The organism is Clostridioides sp. LIBA-7602, assembly GCF_056688945.1.
Window position 1 is genome coordinate 1437244 of record NZ_CP196991.1, and the last position, 23900, is coordinate 1461143.

Consider the following 23900-nt stretch of genomic DNA (forward strand, 5'->3'; position numbering starts at 1 on the left):
TGTGTAGTGCACAATGGAAGATTGATATTTTCATAAAACCTTCATAATTTAACAAAGTGAAGTTAAAACCTATCTATTGAATAAGGGGTATATTTGAAGGGGAAATATATGGTATAGTAAAAGTATAACCATTTTATTTTATGAGAAGGAAAGGAGTTATTATGTATAGCACAAAAATACTAGATGATTATGAGTACGAAACCTTTAATGTTTTTTCTACAAAATTAAACCCAAACACAAAACACGATTATTTATCAAAGGTTATACTGTTTAAAGAGTTCTTAAAAGGGAAAGAATTGATTTATGTTACAAAAGAAGATTGTAAAAATTTTGTAGACTATATACAGACAAAATATGCAAAATCAACTTGTGAAAAGATATATAGTTATTTACATAGTTTTTATAACTTCTTAAAGAAAGAGGGATACATAGATATAAATCAATTTAGATATGTAGAGAAACCAACAGTAACAAGAATAAAAACAAAAGATGATGTCCTAAGCATACAAGAAATAAATAAGCTTATAGGTATTTTACCAAAATTAAATATAAGAGATAGGGTAATAATAGTCTGTCTAGTTACTACTGGGTGTTTATTAAATGAATTAGTTAGCTTGAAGTGGAAAGACCTTATGGTAGATGAAAACGATAACTCGTACGTGAGACTAGGTAAAGGAAGAAAAGAGAGAGTAGTTAAGTTACATCCATACTTCTTTAAACTTTTAGAAGACTATAGGAATTATTCTGGACTTCCAGAGGTAATAATACCTAGTGATGACTTTATTTTTACAACTCAAAAGAGTAATTCTATAACGGATAGAAATGTCAGACTTATAGTCAAAAAAGCTTTAGATTTAGCAGGGCTTTCTCAATATTCAGCAAGAGACTTTAGACATTCATTTGCAGCAATAAGTTTAAGACTTGGGGCGGATGAGAGTGATGTAAAAAATCAACTTGGTTGGAGTGACAAATACTATGCAATTAGATATAAATATGTATTAAACTTTGTTGATAGTGAGATAGTGGATTACTTAATTGAAAAAGATAATTTAGACATAAATAAAAAATAGTAATAAATAAAAAATATTATATGTAAATATGAACGAAAAATAAAAAAGTCTTGTTATAGTTCGTAAAATTATATATAATTATTTATGTACTAATATGTACACACTAATTACATGACAAAAGATTTAAGGAAGGTGCTAATATAATGATAGATAATAAATACACTACGTATTCAAATCCACTTACAGACAGATATTGTAGCAAGGATATGAGTTATATATTTTCTCCACAGTTTAAATTTTCTACATGGAGAAGATTATGGGTTGCTCTTGCAGAAGGTGAGCATGAGTTAGGAATAAATATAACTGAAGAACAATTAGATGAGCTAAGAGCTAATATAGATAATATAAATTTTGATGAAGCTAGAAAAATAGAAAAAGAAGTAAGACATGATGTAATGTCTCATGTAAAAGCGTATGGTTTACAATGTGAAAAGGCAAAAGGAATAATACATTTAGGAGCGACATCTGCATATGTTGGAGACAATACAGATGTTATACAAATGAATGAAGCGTTAAAACTTCTAAGAGTAAAACTTGTCAACTTAATAAACAATTTAAAAGAATTTGCACTTAAGTATAAGGACATGCCAGCTCTTGGATTTACACATTTTCAAGCAGCACAGCTTACAACAGTAGGTAAAAGAGCTTGTTTATGGGCTCAAGACTTAATACTTGATTTGGAAGATTTGAACTATAGAATTGATAATATGAAATTAAGAGGAGTTAAAGGAACTACTGGTACTCAAGCAAGTTTTTTAAGCTTATTTGAAGGAGACCATGAAAAAGTAAAAGAGTTAGATAAGAAAATCTGTAAAAAGATGGGATATAATTCTTCTTATGCAGTAAGTGGGCAAACATATACTAGAAAATTAGACTATCAAGTGATAAGTATATTGTCAGGAATAGCTCAAAGTATGCATAAGATGACTAATGATATAAGACTTTTACAAAGTTTAAAAGAATTAGAAGAGCCATTTGAAAAAAATCAAATAGGTTCATCAGCAATGGCTTATAAGAGAAATCCAATGAGAAGTGAGAGAATAGCATCTTTATCTAAATATATAATTTCTGAGTCTTTAAGCCCTGCAATGGTACAAGCTACTCAATGGCTAGAGAGAACATTAGATGATTCAGCTAATAAGAGATTAGCTATACCTCAAGCCTTTATGGCAGCAGATGCAATACTTGAGATAGGTATAAATGTAACTGATGGTTTAGTAGTATACGAGAATATGATAAATAAACGCGTAAATGAGGAACTTCCCTTTATGGCTACAGAAACAATACTTATGGAAGCTGTAAAAAGAGGTGGAGATAGACAGGAATTACATGAGATAATAAGAGAATATTCTATGAAAGCTGCATATAGGGTTAAACATGAAGGTAAGGATAATAATCTAATTGAGCTTATAATTAATGATGATTCATTTAAAATGAGCAAAGAAGAAATATTGTCTATAATGGACCCAAAAAACTTTATAGGTAGAGCACCAGAGCAGGTTGTAGAGTTTGCAAACGAAGTTATAGAACCAGCTATAAAAGATTATAAAGAAGATTTAGGAAAAATAGATGTAGATTTGAGAGTATAGAAGTATACAGATAAAATATAATTAAAAATGGCTATCTTATTTATAAATAAGATAGCCATTTTAATGGGCTAGCGTCTGCTCTCCATCGCTATGAAGAGTTCTTCCTTATTTACTATACCATGAATTAAAGAAAATAGCTATATAAATAGTGTTTAATAAGAATAATATAAATAAAAATAAACAAAATAATAAGATTACTAATTAAATTTAAACATTCAGCAAAAACTATTGTACTTGCAATATTTTTAATGTAAACTGAAATAAAGTTATTTAGATAATTTAATAAATTTTAAAACAACCGAGGTGATTGTATGAACTACGTAGTAAAAGATACCATAAGCTTTCTAGTAAAAACATTTCCTAAGATTTATTCGAGCCTATACTTAGAAGACCTAAAAAAATTTGCACCAGACTATAATGTAAATAAAACACAATTAAGAGCATTAGTATTTATAAAAAACTATGGAGTAATAAGCATGACTGATTTATGCTCTAAGTTAAATATAGAAAAAGGCAGTTTAACTAGTATGGTTGATGATTTAACTGATAAGAAATATGTAACAAGAGAAAGAGACTTAGTTGATAGAAGAAAGTATCTAATTGATATTACTGAAGAAGGAGGCAAGATAGCTTCTGATTTTATGGATAAATTGAGTGATGGTCTAGGAGAAAAGCTTTCTAAATTGACTGAAGAAGATAGAAAAAAGTATTTAGAGGCAATAAATACTCTTCAATATATATTAAATAAAGAAGAATTTAAATAGAAAAAATATCCCCTTTTCAAATAATATATGAAAAGGGGATATTTTATATCATTAAATTTATATAAATTAATATTTTAAGAATTTATTTGTGTAAAGCTACATATTGCTCTAAACCTTCTTTTAATAATGTAGCAGCTCTATGAAGGTCAGTTTCATTTAGGATGTAAGCCAATCTTATTTCGTCACGTCCTAAACCTGGAGTAGCATAGAATCCTTCAGCAGGGCAAACCATAACTGTTTCATTGTTTTTGTTGAATTCTTTTAACATCCAGATTGTGAAATCTTCTGCATTTTCAACTGGTAATTTAGCAACTATATAGAAAGCACCAGTTGGTTTTTTACATATAACACCATCAACTTTCATTAATTCATTGTATAATACATCTCTTCTTTTTTTGTATTCTTCATTAACTTCTTTGAAATAAGAAACTGGAGTTTTGTATAATTCAACAGCTCCTATTTGCTCTAATGTAGGAACACAAAGTCTTCCTTGACATAATTTAAGTATTTGAGCTATAAGACCTTTATTTTTACAAGCTATAGAACCTATTCTAGCACCACAAGCACTGTATCTCTTAGAAACACTGTCTATTATTATAACTCTATCTTGTACACCTTCTAAATTACCACAACTAGTGTACTCAAGTCCATCATAAACAAATTCTCTGTAAACTTCATCTGCTATTATCCATAAATCTTTTTCTTTAGCTATTTCAGCTAGGATATTAAGTTCTTCTTTTGTATAGATTGCACCAGTTGGATTTCCTGGATTAGAAAGAATTATAGCTTTAGTTTTATCATCTACTTTAGACATTATTTCTTCTTTAGATGGAAGGTGGAAACCGTTTTCTGCTTTTGTTGTAACAGCATTAACTTCTACATTTACACATTGACCAAATCCATTGTAGTTAGTATAGAATGGCTCTGGAACTAATAGATTATCCCCTGGGTCACAAACTGCCATCATAGTGAAAAGTAAAGCCTCACTACCACCATTAGTTACTAGCAATTCATCTTTTTCATAATTCATATCATAAGTTTTATAGTAATTTTGAAGTGCTTCTAATAATTCTGGAATACCTTCTGATGTAGCATATTCTAAGACTTCACTATCAAAGTTTTTAACAGCATCAAAAAACCCTTTAGGAGTTTTTATGTCTGGTTGTCCTATGTTTAAGTGATATACTTTGATTCCTCTATCTTTTGCTGCTTGTGCAAATGGAACAAGTTTTCTGATTGGAGAGGCCTGCATTGCACTAACTCTGTTTGAATAATTCATTTTAATACCCCCTATTTAATTTAAATACGTATATTGTATTATGTAAATTGTATGTTTGAATACAAGACATCTTTACAAGATAATAATAACATACTTATAGGTAAAAATCATCAAAAAAAATTAATATAGCTCTAAAATAAACTTTTAACAAATTACAGTGAAATACCTATGTCCATGCCAATAAATTATGTATTAGTAAATTGATTTATTGTAAGATAATGCTTTGATATATTGGCAGTAATATTTTTGTTATAATCTTTTACTTATAGACAAAAATATATAATGATAAATATGTAAATTTATAAAAAATATTATAAATTTATTTAACAGATACGATAAATATCATATAATTATATTAAAGGCTATTAACTAAGAGGTGTTAATTATGAAAGAATTAAGAATAGATCCAATTACTAATGATGTTGTTATATTTGCTACTGATAGATTAAAAAGACCTTTGGATACAGCAGATATACCAAATGACGATGAAGAAAGCTATGGATATGAAGAAGGATGCCCATTTTGTAAGGGAAATGAGTCTTATGCAACTGATACATTATTTGAAATAGAGGGTGAAGAAGGATGGCTTGTGAAGTCTATTTATAATAAATTTCCTATAATTGATGATGTGGCAAGAGATGTATATGGTGTTCATGAAGTAATGATAGAGAGTGATAAACATAATAGTAATTTTTATAACATGAATCAAAAAGAATTTGAAGATGTTTTTTTTATGTATAGAGATAGGTTTAGAGAAATGTCGAAAGATGACAGAGTAGAGTATGTTAGTATCTTTAAAAATTTCTTGAGAAAAGCTGGTGCATCTTTAATGCATCCACATGCTCAGATATTGTCTATGTCTTTTATTCCTCCTGAGATTACAAATGAGTTACTAGTTTCAAAAGAGTATTATGATAGTAATAATAGCTCTTTGTATGATGATTTAATCGAAAATGAAATAAATTTAAATACAAGAGTTGTTTATAATGGAGAAGCTTTTATAGTACTTATTCCATATGCAACTAAATATAGCGGAGAAGTAAGAGTAATATTTAAAGATAAAATAAAATTTGATGAGTTAAATGATAATAATGTAAAAGAACTCTCTATGATATTTGAAAAGTTATTTAAAAAACTATATAATATCAATGGATATATGCCATTTAACTTATGTGTTCATACTCATCCAACAAATATTGAAACAAAATCATATTTTAATGTTCATATGCATATAATCCCAAGAAAATATAATTTTGGAGGATTTGAACTTGGAACAAACATGTATGTTTCTTCAATAATCCCTGAAGAGTTAGCAAAAAAATTAAAAATTGATTAAAATATATATTTTTAAGGTATTAAGTAAATAGTAATTTTTAGATAAAGTTATAGTGTTAAATTGTTAAAACAAAAACAAATGAAAAATTAAAAGAAATTTACTGTTTAGATGAGGAGTATAATATGAAATTTATATCATGGAATGTCAATGGAATAAGAGCTTGTGTTGGGAAAGGATTTTTAGACTTTTTCAAAGAAGTTGATGCAGATATATTTTGCTTACAAGAAACTAAATTACAAGAAGGACAAATAGAGTTAGATTTACCAGGGTATTTTCAATACTGGAATTATGCTGAGAGAAAAGGGTATTCAGGTACTGCTATATTTACAAAAAAAGAGCCTTTAAAAGTAATGTATGGAATAAATATAGAAGAACATGACAAAGAAGGTAGAGTCATAACTCTGGAGTTTGAAGATTTTTATTTTATCACTGTATATACACCAAATTCTCAATCTGAGTTGAAAAGATTAGAATATAGAACTAGATGGGAAGATGACTTCATAGACTATTTAGTTAAATTAGACAATCATAAGCCTGTAATTGTATGTGGAGATATGAATGTTGCGCATACTGAAATAGATTTAAAAAATCCTAAAAATAATACGAAAAATGCAGGTTTTACGAAAGAAGAAAGAGAAAAATTCTCTAAACTATTGGATAGTGGATTTATAGACACATATAGATACTTTAATCCTGATAAAGAAGGTGTCTACAGTTGGTGGTCATATAGATTTAATGCAAGAAAAAATAATGCAGGATGGAGAATCGATTATTTTTGTGCATCTAAGAAATTAGAAGATAAATTGATAAGTGCAGATATTCACACCGAAGTATTAGGTTCAGACCATTGTCCAGTTGAATTAAAGATAAAATAAAGATTAATCAGGATAAAAATTGGGCTGTAGATATACATTTAAAAATAATTATATTTTAATCTACATGCCTATTTTTAACCTAAGTAAGCTTTATTTGTTTTTTCTTTGAGTGGCATTTTCTAATGCAAATTGATTTGTTTTTCCCATGTTATAAGCTAAGTTAATGATTTTTTTCTCGTCCTTAGTCAATTCACGATTTAAAATTTTCTTAAATTCATCAAATAACTTATCATAATCAATTTTCTTTTTACTGGAATATTTTATAGTTTTAGGTCTGATGTTTGTATACATATATATATCTGGTACTATACTTGAATTGTATATCTTAATAAAGACCTTAGCAGTATAATATGCATCATTTAAAGCATTGTGATAAGACATTTTTTCATCGAGTTGTAATAAGGAAATAGCATTTTGTAATCCAATACTTTTTCCTGCTGGATTATCGAAATATTTAGATGCATGTTGTTGAATATTAATATAAGACTTAGGTAAGGTATTTGATGCTAACTTATGGTAATTAATATTCCTGTACAATTCCTTTAAATCTCCAGAGCCCCATACGCATAATATAGGGTCTTGCGATGATATAAATTCTGTGAAATTGTTGTAAACTTCAGGAAAAGTAGGTGAACAATTAAAGTCAGAATCTTTAATATTAGTCATACGACTAATAAAAGGATGTATTTCTTTGTATATTGTAGGTTTCACATAACTATTAAATGTATCTATTATATTAAATTTAGAATCCAATTTAATTGCTCCTATTTGTATGATTTCAAAAGGACACTTTTCATTGGATATAGTCTTGTTAAGCTTTCTATCAAATCCTTGATTAAATTCCAAATCGAAAATTATGTATTCCATAAAGTTTATCTCCTAAATTTTATTATTATTGCTATTATAGATTATATTATAAGACAAATTAAATTTTTAAACAAAAATACTTTTATTTTAGTATACCCCATATTTATAAAAATGTTAAACTATTGTATGGAAAATATTTTTTCCAATAAAAAATATTGCGAACTTTTTGTACTTGATATATAATAATATAAATAAAAACACGAATAAAACACGAATATTTTGCAAGAAAAATTCATAAATGTAAGCAAAAATGAATTTTATCTTGTATTTAACAAAATAAAATTTACATAAAAATTATGGGAGAGTGAAAAAATGGATAGTCTATTATATGTAATAGAGAAAGATAAACATACTAATGAAGAAATAAGAGAAATCCTAAAAAACAATAAAAATATAAGATTTGTTTCATTAATGGGGGTTGACTTAGGAGGAAATGCAACAGACGAAAAGATTCCTGTAGAAATATTTTTAGAAGATATAGATAAATTTTTAGAATCAGCTATACAGACTGATGGTTCGAGTGTTGAACTTTATAATATAGCGACATTAAATAATGCAAAAGTTGATTTAATGCCAGATAAAAGTTGTCATTGGTATGTAGATTACAATATGGAATATATAGACGAAGAAGTTGGTTTACCTGTTGGAACATTAAAGATACCTGCATTTTTAATACATGATAATAAAAAAGTATGTTCAAGAGGAGTACTTCAAAAAGCAGATAAGTATTTCAAAAAATCTATGTTTGAGATATTTAAAGAATACCCACATGTGCTAAATAACATAGGAATAGATTCAATAGATGATATAGAAGAAATAATGTTGACAGCAGCTACAGAGCTTGAGTTTTGGGTTAATACTCCTGAGGATAAAGCAGACCTAGAGAAATTATATGTATCACAAAGCCTAAAAGAGCAATACTGGAAAAGAACTCATGGTATTATAAGAACTTGCCTAGAGCAAAGTTTAATAATACTTCAAAAACTAGGTGTAAGCCCTGAAATGGCTCATAAAGAGGTTGGAGGGATACAAAGTTCTATTAGTATAGATGGAAGAACAAACCATGCTATGGAGCAACTAGAAGTTTCTTGGAAGTTTTCTACACCATTACAAGCAGCAGATAATGAGTTATTAGTAAGAGACGTTATAGAAGATGTATTTACATCACATGGACTAGAAGTTACATTTAAAGCAAAACCAATTCATGGAGTTGCAGGAAGTGGTGGGCATACACATGTAGGAGTAAGTGCAAGGCTAAAAGATGGAAGTATCAAAAACCTATTTGCTCCAAAAGATTTAAGAGAAGACTATCTAAGTGAATTAGGATATGGAGCTCTTATGGGACTTCTTTATAATTATGAAGTGTTAAATCCAATTGTAACAGCTTCTAATGATGGATTTAATAGATTAGTTCCTGGATTTGAGGCACCTGTATGTATAGTTACATCTTTAGGTCATAGTTATGAGATTCCATCAAGAAATAGGTCAGTACTTGTTGGATTAATAAGAGATATGAAAAATCCAAAGACTGTAAGATTTGAATTAAGATCACCAAGTCCTCTATCTAACACGTATTTAGTAATAGCAGGATGTTATCAAACAATGTTAGATGGTATAAAAGCAGCAGCTAAGAGTGGTCTTAGCACAAAAGAACTTGAAAAAGAATTGTCTAAAAATGTAGGTGAAGAAGGCTTCTATTTAGAAAAGGATAGAGCATATAGAGATGAAAATGATGTATTTGAGCATTATAGCTTAGAAGAAAGAAATGCAAGATTTGGAATTCCACCAGCTACAGTTTATGAGAATATGAAAAATTTAGAAATATATGCTTCAAAATTAAAATCTTTAAAACAAGGTGATGTATTTACTGATAGTATAATAGAATCATTTAAGGTTGGGGCAATAGATAAGTGGCAAAAAAAATTAAAAACTAGAATAATAGAAGCAGGAATACAAAAGATAAGAAGCATTGTAAAAATACACACAAAAGAAAATATGGATGCACTTGATGAAGTGGTTTGGAATTCAATTTCAGATTTGAAGTTCAACATTATGAAGGATACTTTAACTAGAGAGTCTCTATTTACTAGAGTAAGAGAAGCTGTAGAAAATAAAGATTATCAGACTGCTTCTGATTTACAAATAGAGTTAAAGAGAAGTATGGAAGAAATACAACAATTATATATGCAATACAAGAAAAATATCTACTAAGATAAATTAATAATTTGATTTTAATATTATAAAGGCAATCGAGTATGATTAGGTCATTTGGAGTAAAATCTCAAATACGAAAGCATACTTGATTGCCTTTGGTTTTATAATTTTAAGTTTTGTAATAGAACACTAATTGTAATGAGTATCTATCAATTCCGAGATATAATCAGCAATTTCATCTGGATGAATGACTGTTTTAAATTCTTCTAAATTTTTCTGCATAAAGTTTATTATAGAATCAAATTCATTTGAGACTAATTTATAAAATATATTCTTGAGGTCTAAGTCATCACTATAAATCATTCCAAGACCTTTATCTATTATAAATTTAGCATTTTCAATCTCTTGTCCAACCTTTGGCATTTTTACAAGGACTGGAGTTTGTGATTGAATAGCTTCAAATATGGTTGCTCCTCCAGGTTTAGTTAACATTAGGTCACATTCTTTTATCAGATTATACATGTCATTTACAAATCCAAGTACTTTTATATTTTTTAAAGGTTTTTTATAAGTTAATGTGTCATATAATTTTTTGTTTTTACCTGTAACTATTGTAATTTCTATAGAATCAATATGTTCTTCAATAAATTCGTCTATCCAATGCATAAAATCCTCATCTATATCGAATAGACCTCTTCCTCCACCAAGAAGTAGTAATCTATATTTATCATGACAGAGCTCTTTACTTTCAATTTGAAATCTCTTATCTACAGGAACACCTGTAACCTTTATTGAGTCTGGATTTATTCCCTTCTGAAAAAATCGGTTTTTTATTTCAGGAGATGGAACAAAATATAAATCTGTGTTTTCAAAAACCCACTCCATACTATCTACAACATCTGTTATAACTGTAAGTGTTGGTATATTTATATCAGGATTTTTTATCTTAAAATTATTTACACAAGCTGCTGCTAGTGGAAATGTAGAGATAATTAAATCTGGATTTATATCAGAAATATACTCAGAAAGTTTAGGTGTATATAATTTATGAGAGAAATCATGTCTTGAATCAAACGATTTCTTAAAATAATAATAGTAATTATATAATCCTGGAGTATATTTTGTATTGTTTTCATAAAGTTTTACCATAGGCTTATTCATCATAGGGATACTTGCATTTATAAAATTTTGTATAACAACATTGTAGTTACTATATTTTTCAATAATACATTCTTTGACTGCTTTTGCGGCACTTATATGGCCAGCACCAAATTGAGCAGTTAAGATTAATATCGTTTTATCTTCTTTTGTTTTAGCCAATTTATCACCACTTTCATAAAATATATCTGATTAGAGTATTATACATTTATAGAAGAATTTAATCAACAAGAATATTTAAAAATAACTATTGTGTAAAACATAGTACTGTGTTATTATGAAAATATAAGAAGTTTTAACATAGTACCTTGTAAAACACAATACTGTGTATTTAAAGAAAGGATGGAGTATATGAACACACAATTTAGAAAGGGTGTTTTAGAAATTTGTGTACTTGCACTAATATCTAAAAAAGATATGTACGGATATGAAATAGTACATAATATCTCTAAAGTGATAGATGTAAATGAAGGAACAATATATCCTATTCTAAGAAGACTTACAAAAGATTTGTATTTCGAAACATATATACTAGAATCTAATGAAGGTCCTGCTAGAAAATACTATAGAATAACTTCACTAGGAAAAGAAAACTTATCCAATCTTATGGAAGAGTGGAGAGAATTTGTAAAGGCTGTTGAGATTTTAATAAGTGAAGATGAGGGAGGTAATGAACTTGAATAAAACTGAGTTTCTTGAAATTTTAAAGGATTATCTAAAAAAAGATTTTTCTGAGAGCGAAGTTAATGATATATTGAGAGATTATGAAGAGTATTTTGTAGATGGTATTATAGAGGGAAAGAGTGACATGGAGATAATAGCATCACTTGGTTCACCAAAATCTATAGCAAGAGAACTTATATTACAGACTAAAGAAAAAGATACTGAGGAAGAAAAAATAATAAATACTGATGTTTTAAATGATAAATTTAGTAAATTTAAATCAGATATGAAAAAAGGTTATTCTATCTTAAAAGATGAAGCCAAAGAAAAGTACAATAAATCAAAGGAAAATATAAATGATAAACTCACACCAAGTATAGAGGAAAGTGTTGGAGGCTTATCTAGACAAGTTATAAAGGCGTTATTAGTAGTATTATCTTTATTCTTGATTATTCCAGCTTTTGCATTTATATGTGCAGTTATATCTGTTGCCATTGGATTGGTATGTACATTGATTGCTTTTGTTATATCAATTCCATTTGTGATTAAGTTTATAACAATGGTTCCAGATGTTACGATGTTTTGTATATTTGCGACTATAGGATTTGTAGGACTTGAAATACTTGCATGGCAAATTTTACTGTTTGTTATAAAATTAGGTAAACAATTGCTAGGTAGCTATATAAATTGGATAAAGAGAAAAAATATTTATATAAATGCAAATGAAAAGATGGAAAAAAGAAATAAAGAAATTTTAAGAGAAGAAGACTTGGATAAAGATATTGATGAAGATTCATATAGTGATGACTATTATAATATAAAAGAAGAAAGTATCAAAAAAACTGACGACTATGATGATAATATAAACTTTGAGGCGATGTATAAGGACCTTGAAGATATAGATGATAAGAAAGGAGAAGATAAACATGAATAAGAAACTTGCCATATTTGCTGCAGTTTTATTGGTAATAGGTATAATTGGAACAACCTGGTCAGGGATTTTAGTTATGCCAAGCTTAATAAACTTTGGGCTAGAAAAGGAAGCTGAATTTAAAAAAGAAAATAAACTTTATCAAGAAAAAGTAAATATTGACAAGTTGGATATAGCTGTTGACAATATAAATGTTACGATAAAGAAACATGCGAGTGAAGATGTGCGTGTTACAACAAAAGGAAATAATGAATTTTACAAGTATAATGTTACTTTAAAAGACAAAACTTTAGTTGTAAAAGGTGAAAGAAAATATGAAAATCAACTTAAAAGGATTAAAAATTTCGACCAATTACTAAATACATCTATAAATAATATGTTTTCACATGATTATAGAGAGCTTGTAATATATGTACCAAATAATGTAGATATAAATGCATCAAGTATAAGTTCATATTTATTCGTATATGATAATGTAGCTTCAAATAATATAACATATAAAACTTCTTATGGAGGTTTTAGCAGAGCTATAACAGAAAATAATGTAAATAAACTGGAAACTTTGAATTTAATATCTAATAGTAATATTGACTTATCAACAAAGTCAATTTTAGGTGTCAAAAATGTAAATATAGAATCAGAATCATTAGACATATCTTCAGAAGATGAAGATGTATTTATCAATAATATAGAAGAGTATATACCTGAAAATGTAAATATAAATGAAAAAATAAGTAGAAATTCACATTATAATAATGAATTTAATTTATATTCTAATTTGCCAATTGCTAAGCATTTAAATATACAAGTTCCAAATTCTAAGGTAAGTCTTAATTTACCAGTGGATAAGTATAAATTTAATTGTGATATAAAGTCAAAAGAAGTAATCGAAGAATTCAATAATGATGAAGAGTATAGTAGTGATGAAGAATATAGTAACGATTCGTCTGATTATGAACATGGTGAAGGACATAGTAACAAATACAAAGACATTAGAGAAATAAAAGGGCTTTTGAATAAAAATATGTCGAATTTAGAACAAGAATATACTATAAAAATAAATTCAAATCGATTAGAACTGTAAATAATTTACTATAATAATTGATAAATTGATTTAAAAGTATAAAAATATAATCTATACTATGGTATAATAAGTATCGAAAGAGAATTAGGAGAGGGATACTTATGAATAAAATAGCAGTAAGTTTTTTAATAATTGCTACTACTTTATCGAGTACAGCATGTATGGATTATAACATCAGCACAGTTGAATTGGTTGACTCTAAAGAGTCAGCAGTTGTGAAGAAGGATGAGGTTGTAAAAGAAGAAGCAACTAGTAAAATGATTAATCCTAAGACTACTACTAAAATACCTATAGAGATAATTTCAAAAGATGAGAAAATAGTAAAATACTTACAGATTGATGAAGAAAGTACACTTAAAGATAAACTACAATTAATCTTAGATACATTATCAAATGAGTATTTTAATGGCTTAGATATGGAAGTGGAAGTCAAGGAAAAAGACAATCTCGTTAAAATAAGTTTAGTAGAACCAGATGAAAAAAGTAGGGTATCTTGGAAAGACGATTATTTAAATGAACAAAATATAAAATACACTATAAACAATATTATAAAAAATGTCATCCAAGAGGAAGATGATAGTATCTGGATTGAAGAAGTAGAAATATACTATAATGGAAAATTAATAGAGTTAATATAAAAAATGATGTGTTTAAAAACACATCATTTTTTTTATTAATTTTTAATCCTTATAAAATCCTTATATTTATGTTTTAGAATGATTCTTGTAAACAAGTTCAATAAAAGAAAGGATGAAAATCATGAGTAATTATATTTTAGAGTTAAGGGGAGTTACTAAAAAGTTTAAGAATGAGGTTGCAGTTGATAATATTTCAATAAAAATTAGACCTAATTCTATTTATGGGTTATTAGGACCAAATGGAGCTGGCAAGTCTACTTTATTAAAAATGATAACTGGAATTTTAAATCCAACTTCAGGAAAAATAATGTTAGAGGGACATAGATGGACTAGAAAAGATTTAGCATATATTGGTTCTCTTATTGAGTCTCCTGCTATATATGAAAATTTAACAGCAAGAGAAAATTTAAAAGTTCATACTACTTTATTAGGTCTACCAGATTCTCGTATTGAAGAAGTATTAAAAATTGTTGATTTAAGAGATACTTTTAAAAAGCGTTCAGGTCAATTTTCTCTAGGTATGAAGCAACGTCTTGGCATTGCTATTGCATTATTAAATCACCCAAAACTTTTAATCTTAGATGAGCCTACAAATGGTCTTGACCCTATTGGTATTGAAGAGCTTAGAGAATTGATTCGTTCTTTTCCAAAGGAAGGAATTACAGTTATTTTATCAAGCCATATTTTATCTGAAGTTGAACAGGTTGTAGATGAAATAGGAATAATTTCTAATGGAGTAATAGGTTATCAAGGAAAGATATCAAAAGAGCAAAACTTAGAAGAGCTCTTTATGAAAGTAGTAGCTGAAAATAGAAAGAGAGGAAATTAATATGGAAAAATTCGTTAGAGCAGAATTTCAAAAAATGAAAAGAACTTTTGGAATTAGATTGATATGGATAGCCCCAGTATTTTCTATAATTATTGTATTTTTATTTGGTGGAGGACAAAATGGTGTTTACAATTGGTGGTATACTATGTTTCTTCCAGGGGCATTAACATTGATTTCTTCCCTAATAGTACAAAAAGATGAAAAAAAGAAGTATCGTGGTATTTTATCATTACCAATTGAAAAAAAAGATGTTTGGACTGGAAAAATACTTTATTGCATTATATGCTGTTTTATAACATCAATTATTTTTATGATAGGTATAGTTCTTGTTGGGATAGTATATAAGGAAGTTATTTCAATAAGTCAAAATATTATTGGAACCATATTATTAGTTTTATTATTTATGTGGCAGATTCCTCTTTGTATGTTTTTAGCTTCAAAATTTGGTTTGTTTGTTACAATTATAATAAACATGTTTTTTACTATGATTGGAGTTGCAGTTTTTTCGACTACAGAAATATGGTATATATTCCCCTATTCAATTACTCCAAGATTGATGGCTCCTGTATTACATATTCTACCAAATGGACTTCCTGTACCAGAAGGAAGTGAGTTTTTAAATAGTAATGTAATTTTGCCAGGAGTGTTAATATCTATTGTTTTATTTATAGTGCTTTCTTTAGCTACAAATACTTGGTTTAATAATAGAGAGGTGAAGTAATATGGAACAACTAGTAAGAATTTTTTTTTCTGATTTAATAAAATTAAAGCGAACTTTTATAATACTAATGCACTTTTGCATTGCTTTGATAGGTATGGGATTGTGTTTAGGATATTATAAGTATTCAAGTGCTGATGATATATCAAAGATAGCTGCATATTTACAAGTTATAGCAATAGCGTTTCCTTTATTATCAAGTATTATGTGTTCATTATGTATTGAACAAGAATATTATTCAGGAAGTTATAAACATATGTTAACATCATCTAATCCAAAATATCTTACACTTATAAGTAAGTATATAATATTGATATGCCTTGGTTTTGGAGCAACACTAGTATCTGTATTAGGTTTTAAATTTGGTGTATCTAGTATTTCTAATGAGGTTTATTTTACATTAGATTTTTATGTGATTTCAATTTTAATTTTAGTTGGGAGTAATTTATTTGTATATATATTACATTTATTCTTAAGTTTAAGATTCGGAAAAGGAGCCTCAATTGGAGTGGGTATAGTAGAAACTTTACTTTCAGCAGTGTTGTTAACTGGATTAGGTGCTAGAATTTGGCCTTATATTCCTTGTGTATGGGGTGTTAGATTTATAAGTATTTGGTCATCTTTTTCAAGTTCTAAGACAATTGAATATATTAGAGTTGAATCATTTAAAGAATATCAATCAATAGGATTAGTATGTGGATTTGTAACCATTTTAGCATTTATAATTTTATGTATATGGTTTTCTAAATGGGAGGGTAAAAAGTCTGAAGAATAAAAATAAAAAAGTTACTATTTACTCATATTATTATGTTAGAATATAGTCTAGTGATAAAAATAATCAAATCAAAAGCTAGTTTGTAATTAACTATAAACTAATTAAAGTTTGGAGGAGGTGGTGAGGATACTTGTAGGTAAAAAGTCTAATAATAAAAAGGTTGTAACACTTAGAACCGTTTTTGTAAGATATTTATCTTTATTCTTTGCTATAACCGTTGTCTTAGTATCTATATTGATATTATCATTTCCTATATTATTATCATTAAATATAATATTACCTGCTAATTATACGGAAAAACAAATCTATGAAAATAAAGATAAGATTATTTCAAGTAAACAAGTAACTAAAGATTTAATTCCAGATTCATGTGAGTATGGAGTGTATACTTTAAATGGCAAAGTAATTTCAGGAACTTTTAATAAAGATGAGTCAAAAGAAGTATGGGATTTAATGCGAGGTTTTGAAAGAAGGACTATCAAGTCATCAAAAAACTATATCAAATTGTCCAGAGATAATGAAGTTTGTATAATACGTTATAGTATAGTAGTAGAATTTGTTTCTCCAACTTTAAGGACATATTTACCAAAGCCAGAACTATTAGGAATGATTATTTTTAGTATAATATTTCTTATTGAAATTATTATACTATCAAAATTATTTGGCAAAAAATTAAATGCTGAAATGGAACTTTTAAAAAATACTACAGAAAAAATAGAACAGCAGGATTTAGATTTTGTTGTAGAATCTAGTAAAATTTGTGAAATCAATAATGTTCTTTTTTCTATGGATAAAATGAAGTCAGCTTTAAAAGATTCTTTAGAAAAACAGTGGATGTTAGAAGAGAATCGTAAGGAACAGATATCTGCATTAGCACATGATATAAAAACACCATTGACTATTATACATGGAAATACTGATTTATTAATTGAAATAAATGAAAATCCAGAGTTATCAGAGTACATGGAATATATAGCAAAAGGTGTTACCCAAATAGAAAAATATATTAATACACTAATAGACATATCAAAAAAAGAGGCTGGTTATATATTAAATAAAGAAGTAATTAATGTAAGTGAATTTATAGAAGATATCTTGATTCAAATAGAAGCATTAGCTAGTACACAAAACTTAAATGTTGAGTTTTCTAAACAAGATGATTTGCCTAAGAATATAACTGTAGATAAAGAATTATTATTTAGAGCTATTATGAATGTAATTTCAAATGCTATAGACTACTCACCAAGCCAGAGTAAACTATACATAAGTGTATCAACAAGCAATAGATATTTAAAATTTGTAATTACAGATTGTGGAAGTGGCTTTTCTAAAGCAGATTTGTCAAAAGCTACAGAACAATTTTATACAGGTGATTTGAGTAGAAATTCTAAATCTCATTATGGAATGGGTCTATATATTGTAAATAATATTGTACAAAAACATAATGGAATTTTACATATTGAAAACTCTATAAAAACTGGTGGTGCTATGGTAACAATTGAAATACCAATGGTTTAATAAATAATATCCATTTTGTAAATACCTAAATTTTGTAGTTTATAGGTATTTATAAAATGGATAATTTTTTGAAATTTTATATACTAGTCAAATCTGATAAAAAGTTTTCAAACATAACTCCATCATTTCTATCAGTATCAAATTGAGATGTGTAATTTATAGTTTTATATATAAAATCTGTTGCTGTATTAACTGCCACTCCTAAATCATGTTTATTCACTAACATACCACAAAGGATAGATGTGAATATATCTCCTGTTCCACTATAAGAGCAATTATTGTATTTAACTGATGTAAAAAATACATGGTCAGTATCTCTATCATAAGCCAAATTTAATATATTGTCCTCTTCTAATATACCAGTAATAACAACCTTGCTAGGTCCTAAATCAGATACAGCTTTTGCAATAGATATAAGTTCATCTCTATTGTAATCACTTTTGGTATAATCCTTCCCAGTCAAAAAACAAGCTTCTGTTAAATTAGGAGTAGTTAAATCTGAATGTCTAACTAGTTCTTTGATTTCTTGTCTCATTTCTTCTGTAAAGATTGGATACATGACTCCATTATCACCCATAACAGGGTCAACTACGATAAAAGCATTGGGATAATCATTTATAAAATTAGCCACTATTTCAATTTGATGTTTTGAACCTAAAAAACCACTATATATACTATCAAAGTTGACTTTTAAATTTTTCCAAACATTTGAATATTTTACCATTTCATCAGTACAATCTAAAAAAGTAAATTCAGGATAACCAGTTTGACTTGAAAGTATAGCTGTTGGAAATGGACAACATTGAACCTTTAATGCTGAAAGTATAGGTATAGCAACTGATAATGAACATTTTCCTATTCCAGATAAGTCATTAATTGCTGCGACTTTTTTTTGCATAAAAAACCCTCCATTAGTATGTATTAATTATAATGATGCCAAAATATTTATATACATATATATTACTATAAAAAAAAGAAAAAAGTAGATTATAAAATAAAAAATTGTAAAAAAAACAGTGTATCAATACAATTAATTTTTAATATTGGACATAATAAAATAAAGAATTATCAAATATGAAAATTATTATATGTGACAGAATATTCTTTGTAATTTCATTTGTAAGGTGTACTATTTGGGAGGTGTAGCTTTGAAAATGCTGAAAAACAAGAATAAGTACATCAAAGGTATAATGGCATTTGTATTTTTGTCTTTAGCTACTACAGCAGGTGTATTTTTAGTCAATGATTTAAGCATGAAAAATATGGAGGAAAAAGTCATAGAATCTGCAAATGTTGAAGGTGATGATGTAAAAGACCAATATAAGCTATTGCTTGAAAACTTATTTGACTACAGAAATAAGGCAATATTAGAGAAAAATGAAAATATTTTAAAAGGTCTTTATGAGACAGATAAAAAATTTGGTCTTTGGGCTTATGAAAATGAAGTAAAAAAGATGAAATATTTAGAGAATTGGTCTAGTAAACAAGGAGTAAAATTTAAGGACATAAAAACAAGAGTTAAAATTAAAAAAATAAAAGAAAAAGAAAAAGACCTATATGGTATAATCTGTTCTGTATCGACTGAGTATAAATATTCATATGAAAATCAAAAGGACAAAGAAAATGTCTTTAGAATAGGTACATATCATTATCTAAATGTAAAAATTATGGATAATCAATATGTCATAACTAAAGAGTGGTATACAGACCCTTTTGCAGATTCTTTAAATTTAGAAAACATAAAATCTGATGATATAAGAAACTATATTGGTCAACAAAATGGTGTAGAGTTACAGCTTACAGATGAACAAAAGAAGGCTATAGATTATGCACATAAATACTGTGGAGCAGCAGCTAATGAGGAACATGGTATGAAATTTAATCCAAACTATAGAGATTATAATCCAGAAGGTGGAGATTGTGCGAATTTTGCATCACAGATAATGTTTGAAAGTGGGAGATTCAAGAAGAACTCAATTTGGAATTATAGTGAAAGAGCAGGTACAAAAGCATGGGTAAATGCACAAGCTTTTAAAAATTATTCATTGTATAGTGGAAGAGGTTCATTAATAGCGAAAGGTTCCTATGAAGAAGTATACAAAGAAGCTTATAATCTACGTCCAGGGGATTTTGTCGGATATGAGAAAAAAGGCAGAATAACACATGTTTCAACAGTAACAGGACTAGATTCAAGAGGATACCCTCTGGTAACTTGTCACAATACTGATAGAATGTTGGTTCCATGGGATTTAGGCTGGAGTGATAAATCTATAAGGTTCCATATAATAAAGATAAATTATTAAAAATTTATAAAGAAAAATAAAGTGTAAAAGAGAATAATGGCTTAATATTATAAAGTAAAAAAAATGATTATTAATGTATAAAAATAATAATAATTGACAAACATAGCTATATATGATAGAGTAGTACTAAGGTTACAGAAAAGAGTAGCTAAATAATTGTGTTTTTTTAGGAGGATTTATTAATGAAAACTGGTGTAGTTAAATGGTTTAACAACGAAAAAGGATTTGGATTTATATCTGTAGAAGGTGAAGGAGATGTTTTCGTACATTTCTCAGCTATAACTGGAGACGGATACAAAACATTAGAAGAAGGACAAAGTGTAGAATTTGAAGTAGTAGATGGAGCTAAAGGTCCTCAAGCTGCTAACGTAGTTAGATTATAATTAAAAATTCATATATATTAGTGTTCTAGTAATATGAGAGATAAGCCGCTAATCGTTTAGCGGTTTTTTCATTTTTTGTAAACAAAATAAATTAATAAATAAATTAAAATAAAAGCATTAATAATAAGATAAATATGTTAAAATTAATATTGTAGAGTAAATTTATTATGGCTAAGTTTAAGTCAATTAATTTTTAGTTAATTTTGCTAAAAAGAGAATAAGTGATACTGATAGACCATATAAAAATATTAATAAAGCATAAACAAGATTAAAATGACCAAAAGAAAAACGCTTGTTACAGCGTATAGTATGTAATAATACTTAGAAAATAAGAAAGGAGAAAGTTACTGCAAAAAGTAACATTATAAATATTCAATAATATTTATAATTTTTCGGTAACGGTGGTAGTGTAATGAACATATTATTCTTTCTAACACCAAAAAGTGAAGTAGCATATATATATGAAGACTACACTATAAGGCAAGCCCTAGAAAAAATGGAATATCACAAATACTCTGCAATTCCAATAATAAGTAAGGATGGTAAATATATTGGAACTATAACAGAAGGTGATTTTTTATGGACATTAAAAAACGACTTAAATCTGGACTTAAAAGGATTGGAAGATGTTCCTGTGACAGATATTAATAGAAAAATGGATAATTCTCCTGTTTCCATCAATGCAGATATAGAAGATTTAGTTATAAAATCTTTAAATCAAAATTTTATTCCTGTTATAGATGACCAAGACACATTTATTGGGATAATAAAAAGAAGAGATGTTATAGGTTATTGTTATGAGATAATACGAGGATACAAAAATCTAGCTAATGATAATTAAAAATTTTATTGAAACTTTTTAAGCTGTGTTCTTTATAATAAAAGAATAAAAATCTGAAATTAAAAATTTAAACTTTAATATAAGAAGCTGTCTTTTACAATAAAAATTGCGAAAAGACAGCTTTTTTTATACATCATTTTATGATTAATCGTTGTACTTTACAAGGTTTCCGTATTTAGCATTAAGAGCATTTATTTTATTTCCATAAACCTCATTTTGTTTTTGATATAATAAACTTTTTTCAACTTCAGCTTTAGCTTCATCAAATGAAGATTCTGTGCTTTCTTGAAGGTCTTCTAATTTTATTATGTGATATCCAAATTGAGTCTTAACTGGCTCACTTACTTCACCTTTAGCCATAGAGAATACAGCTTCTTCAAATTCAGGAACCATTTGTCCTCTACCGAATGTTCCTAAATCACCACCCATGTCTTTAGATGGGCAAGAAGAATGTTTAACAGCAGCATCTTCAAAAGATATTTCTTCTGATTTTATTTGAGCAAGTATTTCTTTAGCTTTTTCATCACTATCTACTAATATATGTTTAGCAGTTGCACTTTCTGGTTTAGAGAAAGAGCTCTTATTAGCTTCAAAGAATTCTACTTTTTCATCTTCTGTTACATCAACACTAGATAAAACCTTATTTATAGCAAATTGCTTTAATACATTTTCTTCTATCTTTTTCATTTCTGACTTGAATATTTCTTCTTCATTTAATTTTTCTTCTTTAGCATCTAATAAGAATAATTCTTGGTTTACTAAATCATTTAATAAATGTTTTTTACCTTCTTCAGTTTTAAATTGCATAGCTTGATAAGGGTCTAATGACTTTAATGCATTTTCAATATCAATATTAGTTATCTCTTTTTCTCCAACTGTTGCTAAAACTTTTTTTTCCATAATAGTTAACTCCTTTATAGTGTATTTCATTATTAATATAAAAACTACCATCTTAAATAATATCAGAAAACAATGTAGATGTCTAACATTTAAACCCATATTAAGTCAAATAGAATTAAATTTAGTAGAACAAAGTTATTACAATCAATAAAAGTGAGCTCATAATACCTACTACACCTTCTTCATGTTTAAATTTAAGTGTTTTTACCATCGAATAATAAAAATATACCCCAGTAAAAATTATCTTTAGATATAGGAAAGATAAACTTTTAGGATATATTAAAAAGCTGAAAAGAGTAAATATAAAAGCAAGTAGAGTACTTATTCTGTAAAAGAAATCTATTTGTGTAACGTCCTTATATTTTATCATAAACACTGAATATAAAATGATGAAAATAATTGCTACAATCGCGTATACAGTAAATAATATATTTTCAATAGTTCCATTTGAAATTACTATCCACTTATACCACATAATTGGCCAAAAAAATAATGCTAAGAACTTAAAATAATTATCAAACAACTTTTCTTTATACATTCATCAAACAACCTTTCTTAACAAAAGCATGTATTTATTTTTAGAATTTTAAATAATGTGATACCATTATTATATATTAATATTGAATTTATAGAAACCAAAATTTGTTAAAATAAATATATAGATTTTACTGTTAGGTCAATTGAAAATACTACCATTTTTATTATGAAATTGGATCAAATATGTAGAAATATGGCAAGTTGGTTAATATTAGATATTTATTACTTCCAAGTGATAAAGATTGTTTTTTTAATGATAAGAATTCTAGTCTTTTTTGAAAAAAATTAATATCAACATTAAGTATATCTGCCATTTCGTAAACGCAAATGATACCAGAATTAATTATATTTATTATATCTTCTTCAGTAATTAAGAATTCACAAGCCCATTTTAAAGCCTTATTTTCACATTTGTCTATAATGATTTTTGTATAATAATCGTTATAAGAAGACACATAGTATCCAAGACTGGTGAAATGATGCCCAAGCTCCTCGGCCAAGATAGATGTAAGTTTTTTTGTATTTTGTTTTAAATTACTGAGTAATGATATGATTTTCATACCATGTTTATTTATATAGAGTCCTTCTAAATCACCTGCAATATAAGTAGTATAATGAATTATTATCTCTTCCTGAGATGCTAATTCAAAGAGTTTATCCAAATTATTCATAAAAATCCCCCTAAAAT

The 23900-nt window shown here is 27.3% G+C and carries 23 protein-coding genes; 17 read left to right on the forward strand and 6 right to left on the reverse strand.

All coding sequences use genetic code 11. The features are described 5' to 3' along the window. Window positions 1-161 precede the first annotated feature (161 nt). The 3 genes from ACTG45_RS06900 to ACTG45_RS06910 all read left to right on the forward strand — a co-directional run bounded on the left by ACTG45_RS06900 (window position 162) and on the right by ACTG45_RS06910 (window position 3423). On the forward strand, window positions 162-1070 hold the full coding sequence (locus tag ACTG45_RS06900; RefSeq protein ID WP_479918423.1) for a tyrosine-type recombinase/integrase: 909 nt from the start codon (window positions 162-164) through the stop codon (window positions 1068-1070). Between the two features lie 143 nt (window positions 1071-1213). Next, window positions 1214-2659 carry an adenylosuccinate lyase gene (purB, locus tag ACTG45_RS06905; RefSeq protein WP_021384089.1) on the forward strand — a complete coding sequence of 482 codons (1446 nt, stop codon included), beginning with the start codon at window positions 1214-1216 and terminating at the stop codon, window positions 2657-2659. Between the two features lie 311 nt (window positions 2660-2970). Next, complete coding sequence (locus ACTG45_RS06910) at window positions 2971-3423, forward strand: MarR family winged helix-turn-helix transcriptional regulator (protein WP_021384084.1); 453 nt, start codon at window positions 2971-2973, stop codon at window positions 3421-3423. Between the two features lie 82 nt (window positions 3424-3505). Here ACTG45_RS06910 and ACTG45_RS06915 read toward each other — a convergent pair whose 3' ends face one another. Then, entirely contained in the window at window positions 3506-4702 is a 1197-nt protein-coding gene (locus ACTG45_RS06915) for a pyridoxal phosphate-dependent aminotransferase (RefSeq protein ID WP_479920047.1), read from the reverse strand. 385 nt (window positions 4703-5087) lie between these two features. Between ACTG45_RS06915 and galT the strand changes: the two genes are divergently transcribed. Beyond that, window positions 5088-6038 carry a galactose-1-phosphate uridylyltransferase gene (gene galT, locus ACTG45_RS06920; RefSeq protein WP_479920048.1) on the forward strand — a complete coding sequence of 317 codons (951 nt, stop codon included), beginning with the start codon at window positions 5088-5090 and terminating at the stop codon, window positions 6036-6038. 122 nt (window positions 6039-6160) lie between these two features. Next, a complete protein-coding gene (locus tag ACTG45_RS06925; RefSeq protein ID WP_021384096.1) occupies window positions 6161-6913 on the forward strand; it encodes an exodeoxyribonuclease III in 753 nt (250 codons plus the stop codon). Window positions 6914-7003: 90 nt separating this feature from the next. Here the strand turns inward: ACTG45_RS06925 and ACTG45_RS06930 are convergent, their stop codons facing one another. Continuing rightward, the gene (locus ACTG45_RS06930; protein ID WP_021384090.1) at window positions 7004-7780 is read right to left on the reverse strand and encodes a 3'-5' exonuclease; all 777 of its coding nucleotides are present in this window, start codon (window positions 7778-7780) and stop codon (window positions 7004-7006) included. A 312-nt stretch (window positions 7781-8092) separates the two neighbouring features. Here ACTG45_RS06930 and ACTG45_RS06935 point away from each other — a divergent pair, with 312 nt between their 5' ends. Next, window positions 8093-9991: a type I glutamate--ammonia ligase gene (locus ACTG45_RS06935; protein ID WP_479918427.1), complete on the forward strand. Its 1899-nt coding sequence runs from the start codon at window positions 8093-8095 to the stop codon at window positions 9989-9991. A 132-nt stretch (window positions 9992-10123) separates the two neighbouring features. On the opposite strand, the gene ACTG45_RS06940 is transcribed toward ACTG45_RS06935, so the two are convergent. Then, window positions 10124-11254, reverse strand: a complete 1131-nt coding sequence (locus ACTG45_RS06940) for an MGDG synthase family glycosyltransferase (protein WP_021384094.1) — start codon at window positions 11252-11254, stop codon at window positions 10124-10126. Window positions 11255-11443: 189 nt separating this feature from the next. Between ACTG45_RS06940 and ACTG45_RS06945 the strand changes: the two genes are divergently transcribed. The 8 genes from ACTG45_RS06945 (at window position 11444) to ACTG45_RS06980 (ending at window position 18248) form a co-directional block, all read left to right on the forward strand. Continuing rightward, window positions 11444-11776, forward strand: coding sequence for a PadR family transcriptional regulator (locus ACTG45_RS06945; RefSeq protein ID WP_009889116.1), 333 nt, complete (start codon window positions 11444-11446; stop codon window positions 11774-11776). Continuing rightward, a complete protein-coding gene (locus tag ACTG45_RS06950) occupies window positions 11763-12689 on the forward strand; it encodes an HAAS signaling domain-containing protein (protein ID WP_044213103.1) in 927 nt (308 codons plus the stop codon). Before ACTG45_RS06945 ends, ACTG45_RS06950 begins: the two co-directional genes overlap by 14 nt. Then, window positions 12682-13770: a DUF4097 family beta strand repeat-containing protein gene (locus tag ACTG45_RS06955; RefSeq protein WP_021384078.1), complete on the forward strand. Its 1089-nt coding sequence runs from the start codon at window positions 12682-12684 to the stop codon at window positions 13768-13770. The genes ACTG45_RS06950 and ACTG45_RS06955 overlap by 8 nt, the downstream gene beginning before the upstream one ends. 101 nt (window positions 13771-13871) lie before the next feature. Further along, entirely contained in the window at window positions 13872-14408 is a 537-nt protein-coding gene (locus ACTG45_RS06960) for a hypothetical protein (RefSeq protein ID WP_021384093.1), read from the forward strand. A 121-nt stretch (window positions 14409-14529) separates the two neighbouring features. Then, complete coding sequence (locus tag ACTG45_RS06965; protein ID WP_021384081.1) at window positions 14530-15237, forward strand: lantibiotic protection ABC transporter ATP-binding protein; 708 nt, start codon at window positions 14530-14532, stop codon at window positions 15235-15237. A 1-nt stretch (window position 15238) separates the two neighbouring features. Continuing rightward, window positions 15239-15958: a lantibiotic immunity ABC transporter MutE/EpiE family permease subunit gene (locus tag ACTG45_RS06970; protein WP_479920049.1), complete on the forward strand. Its 720-nt coding sequence runs from the start codon at window positions 15239-15241 to the stop codon at window positions 15956-15958. 1 nt (window position 15959) lies between these two features. Beyond that, window positions 15960-16730: a lantibiotic immunity ABC transporter MutG family permease subunit gene (locus ACTG45_RS06975; RefSeq protein ID WP_479920050.1), complete on the forward strand. Its 771-nt coding sequence runs from the start codon at window positions 15960-15962 to the stop codon at window positions 16728-16730. Between the two features lie 126 nt (window positions 16731-16856). Further along, window positions 16857-18248: a sensor histidine kinase gene (locus ACTG45_RS06980; RefSeq protein ID WP_479920283.1), complete on the forward strand. Its 1392-nt coding sequence runs from the start codon at window positions 16857-16859 to the stop codon at window positions 18246-18248. Between the two features lie 76 nt (window positions 18249-18324). Here the strand turns inward: ACTG45_RS06980 and ACTG45_RS06985 are convergent, their stop codons facing one another. Then, a complete protein-coding gene (locus ACTG45_RS06985) occupies window positions 18325-19146 on the reverse strand; it encodes a pyridoxamine kinase (RefSeq protein WP_479918432.1) in 822 nt (273 codons plus the stop codon). Window positions 19147-19402: 256 nt separating this feature from the next. Between ACTG45_RS06985 and ACTG45_RS06990 the strand changes: the two genes are divergently transcribed. The 3 genes from ACTG45_RS06990 to ACTG45_RS07000 all read left to right on the forward strand — a co-directional run bounded on the left by ACTG45_RS06990 (window position 19403) and on the right by ACTG45_RS07000 (window position 21775). Continuing rightward, complete coding sequence (locus tag ACTG45_RS06990; RefSeq protein ID WP_044213125.1) at window positions 19403-20551, forward strand: amidase domain-containing protein; 1149 nt, start codon at window positions 19403-19405, stop codon at window positions 20549-20551. A 182-nt stretch (window positions 20552-20733) separates the two neighbouring features. After that, window positions 20734-20934, forward strand: coding sequence for a cold-shock protein (locus tag ACTG45_RS06995; RefSeq protein ID WP_003419624.1), 201 nt, complete (start codon window positions 20734-20736; stop codon window positions 20932-20934). Between the two features lie 412 nt (window positions 20935-21346). Next, window positions 21347-21775 carry a CBS domain-containing protein gene (locus ACTG45_RS07000; RefSeq protein ID WP_021384091.1) on the forward strand — a complete coding sequence of 143 codons (429 nt, stop codon included), beginning with the start codon at window positions 21347-21349 and terminating at the stop codon, window positions 21773-21775. A 144-nt stretch (window positions 21776-21919) separates the two neighbouring features. On the opposite strand, the gene ACTG45_RS07005 is transcribed toward ACTG45_RS07000, so the two are convergent. After that, window positions 21920-22675 (reverse strand): peptidylprolyl isomerase, encoded by a 756-nt coding sequence (locus ACTG45_RS07005; protein ID WP_479918433.1) that lies wholly within the window; start codon window positions 22673-22675, stop codon window positions 21920-21922. A 701-nt stretch (window positions 22676-23376) separates the two neighbouring features. Further along, window positions 23377-23883: an ImmA/IrrE family metallo-endopeptidase gene (locus ACTG45_RS07010; RefSeq protein WP_479920051.1), complete on the reverse strand. Its 507-nt coding sequence runs from the start codon at window positions 23881-23883 to the stop codon at window positions 23377-23379. Between the last annotated feature and the right edge of the window lie 17 nt (window positions 23884-23900).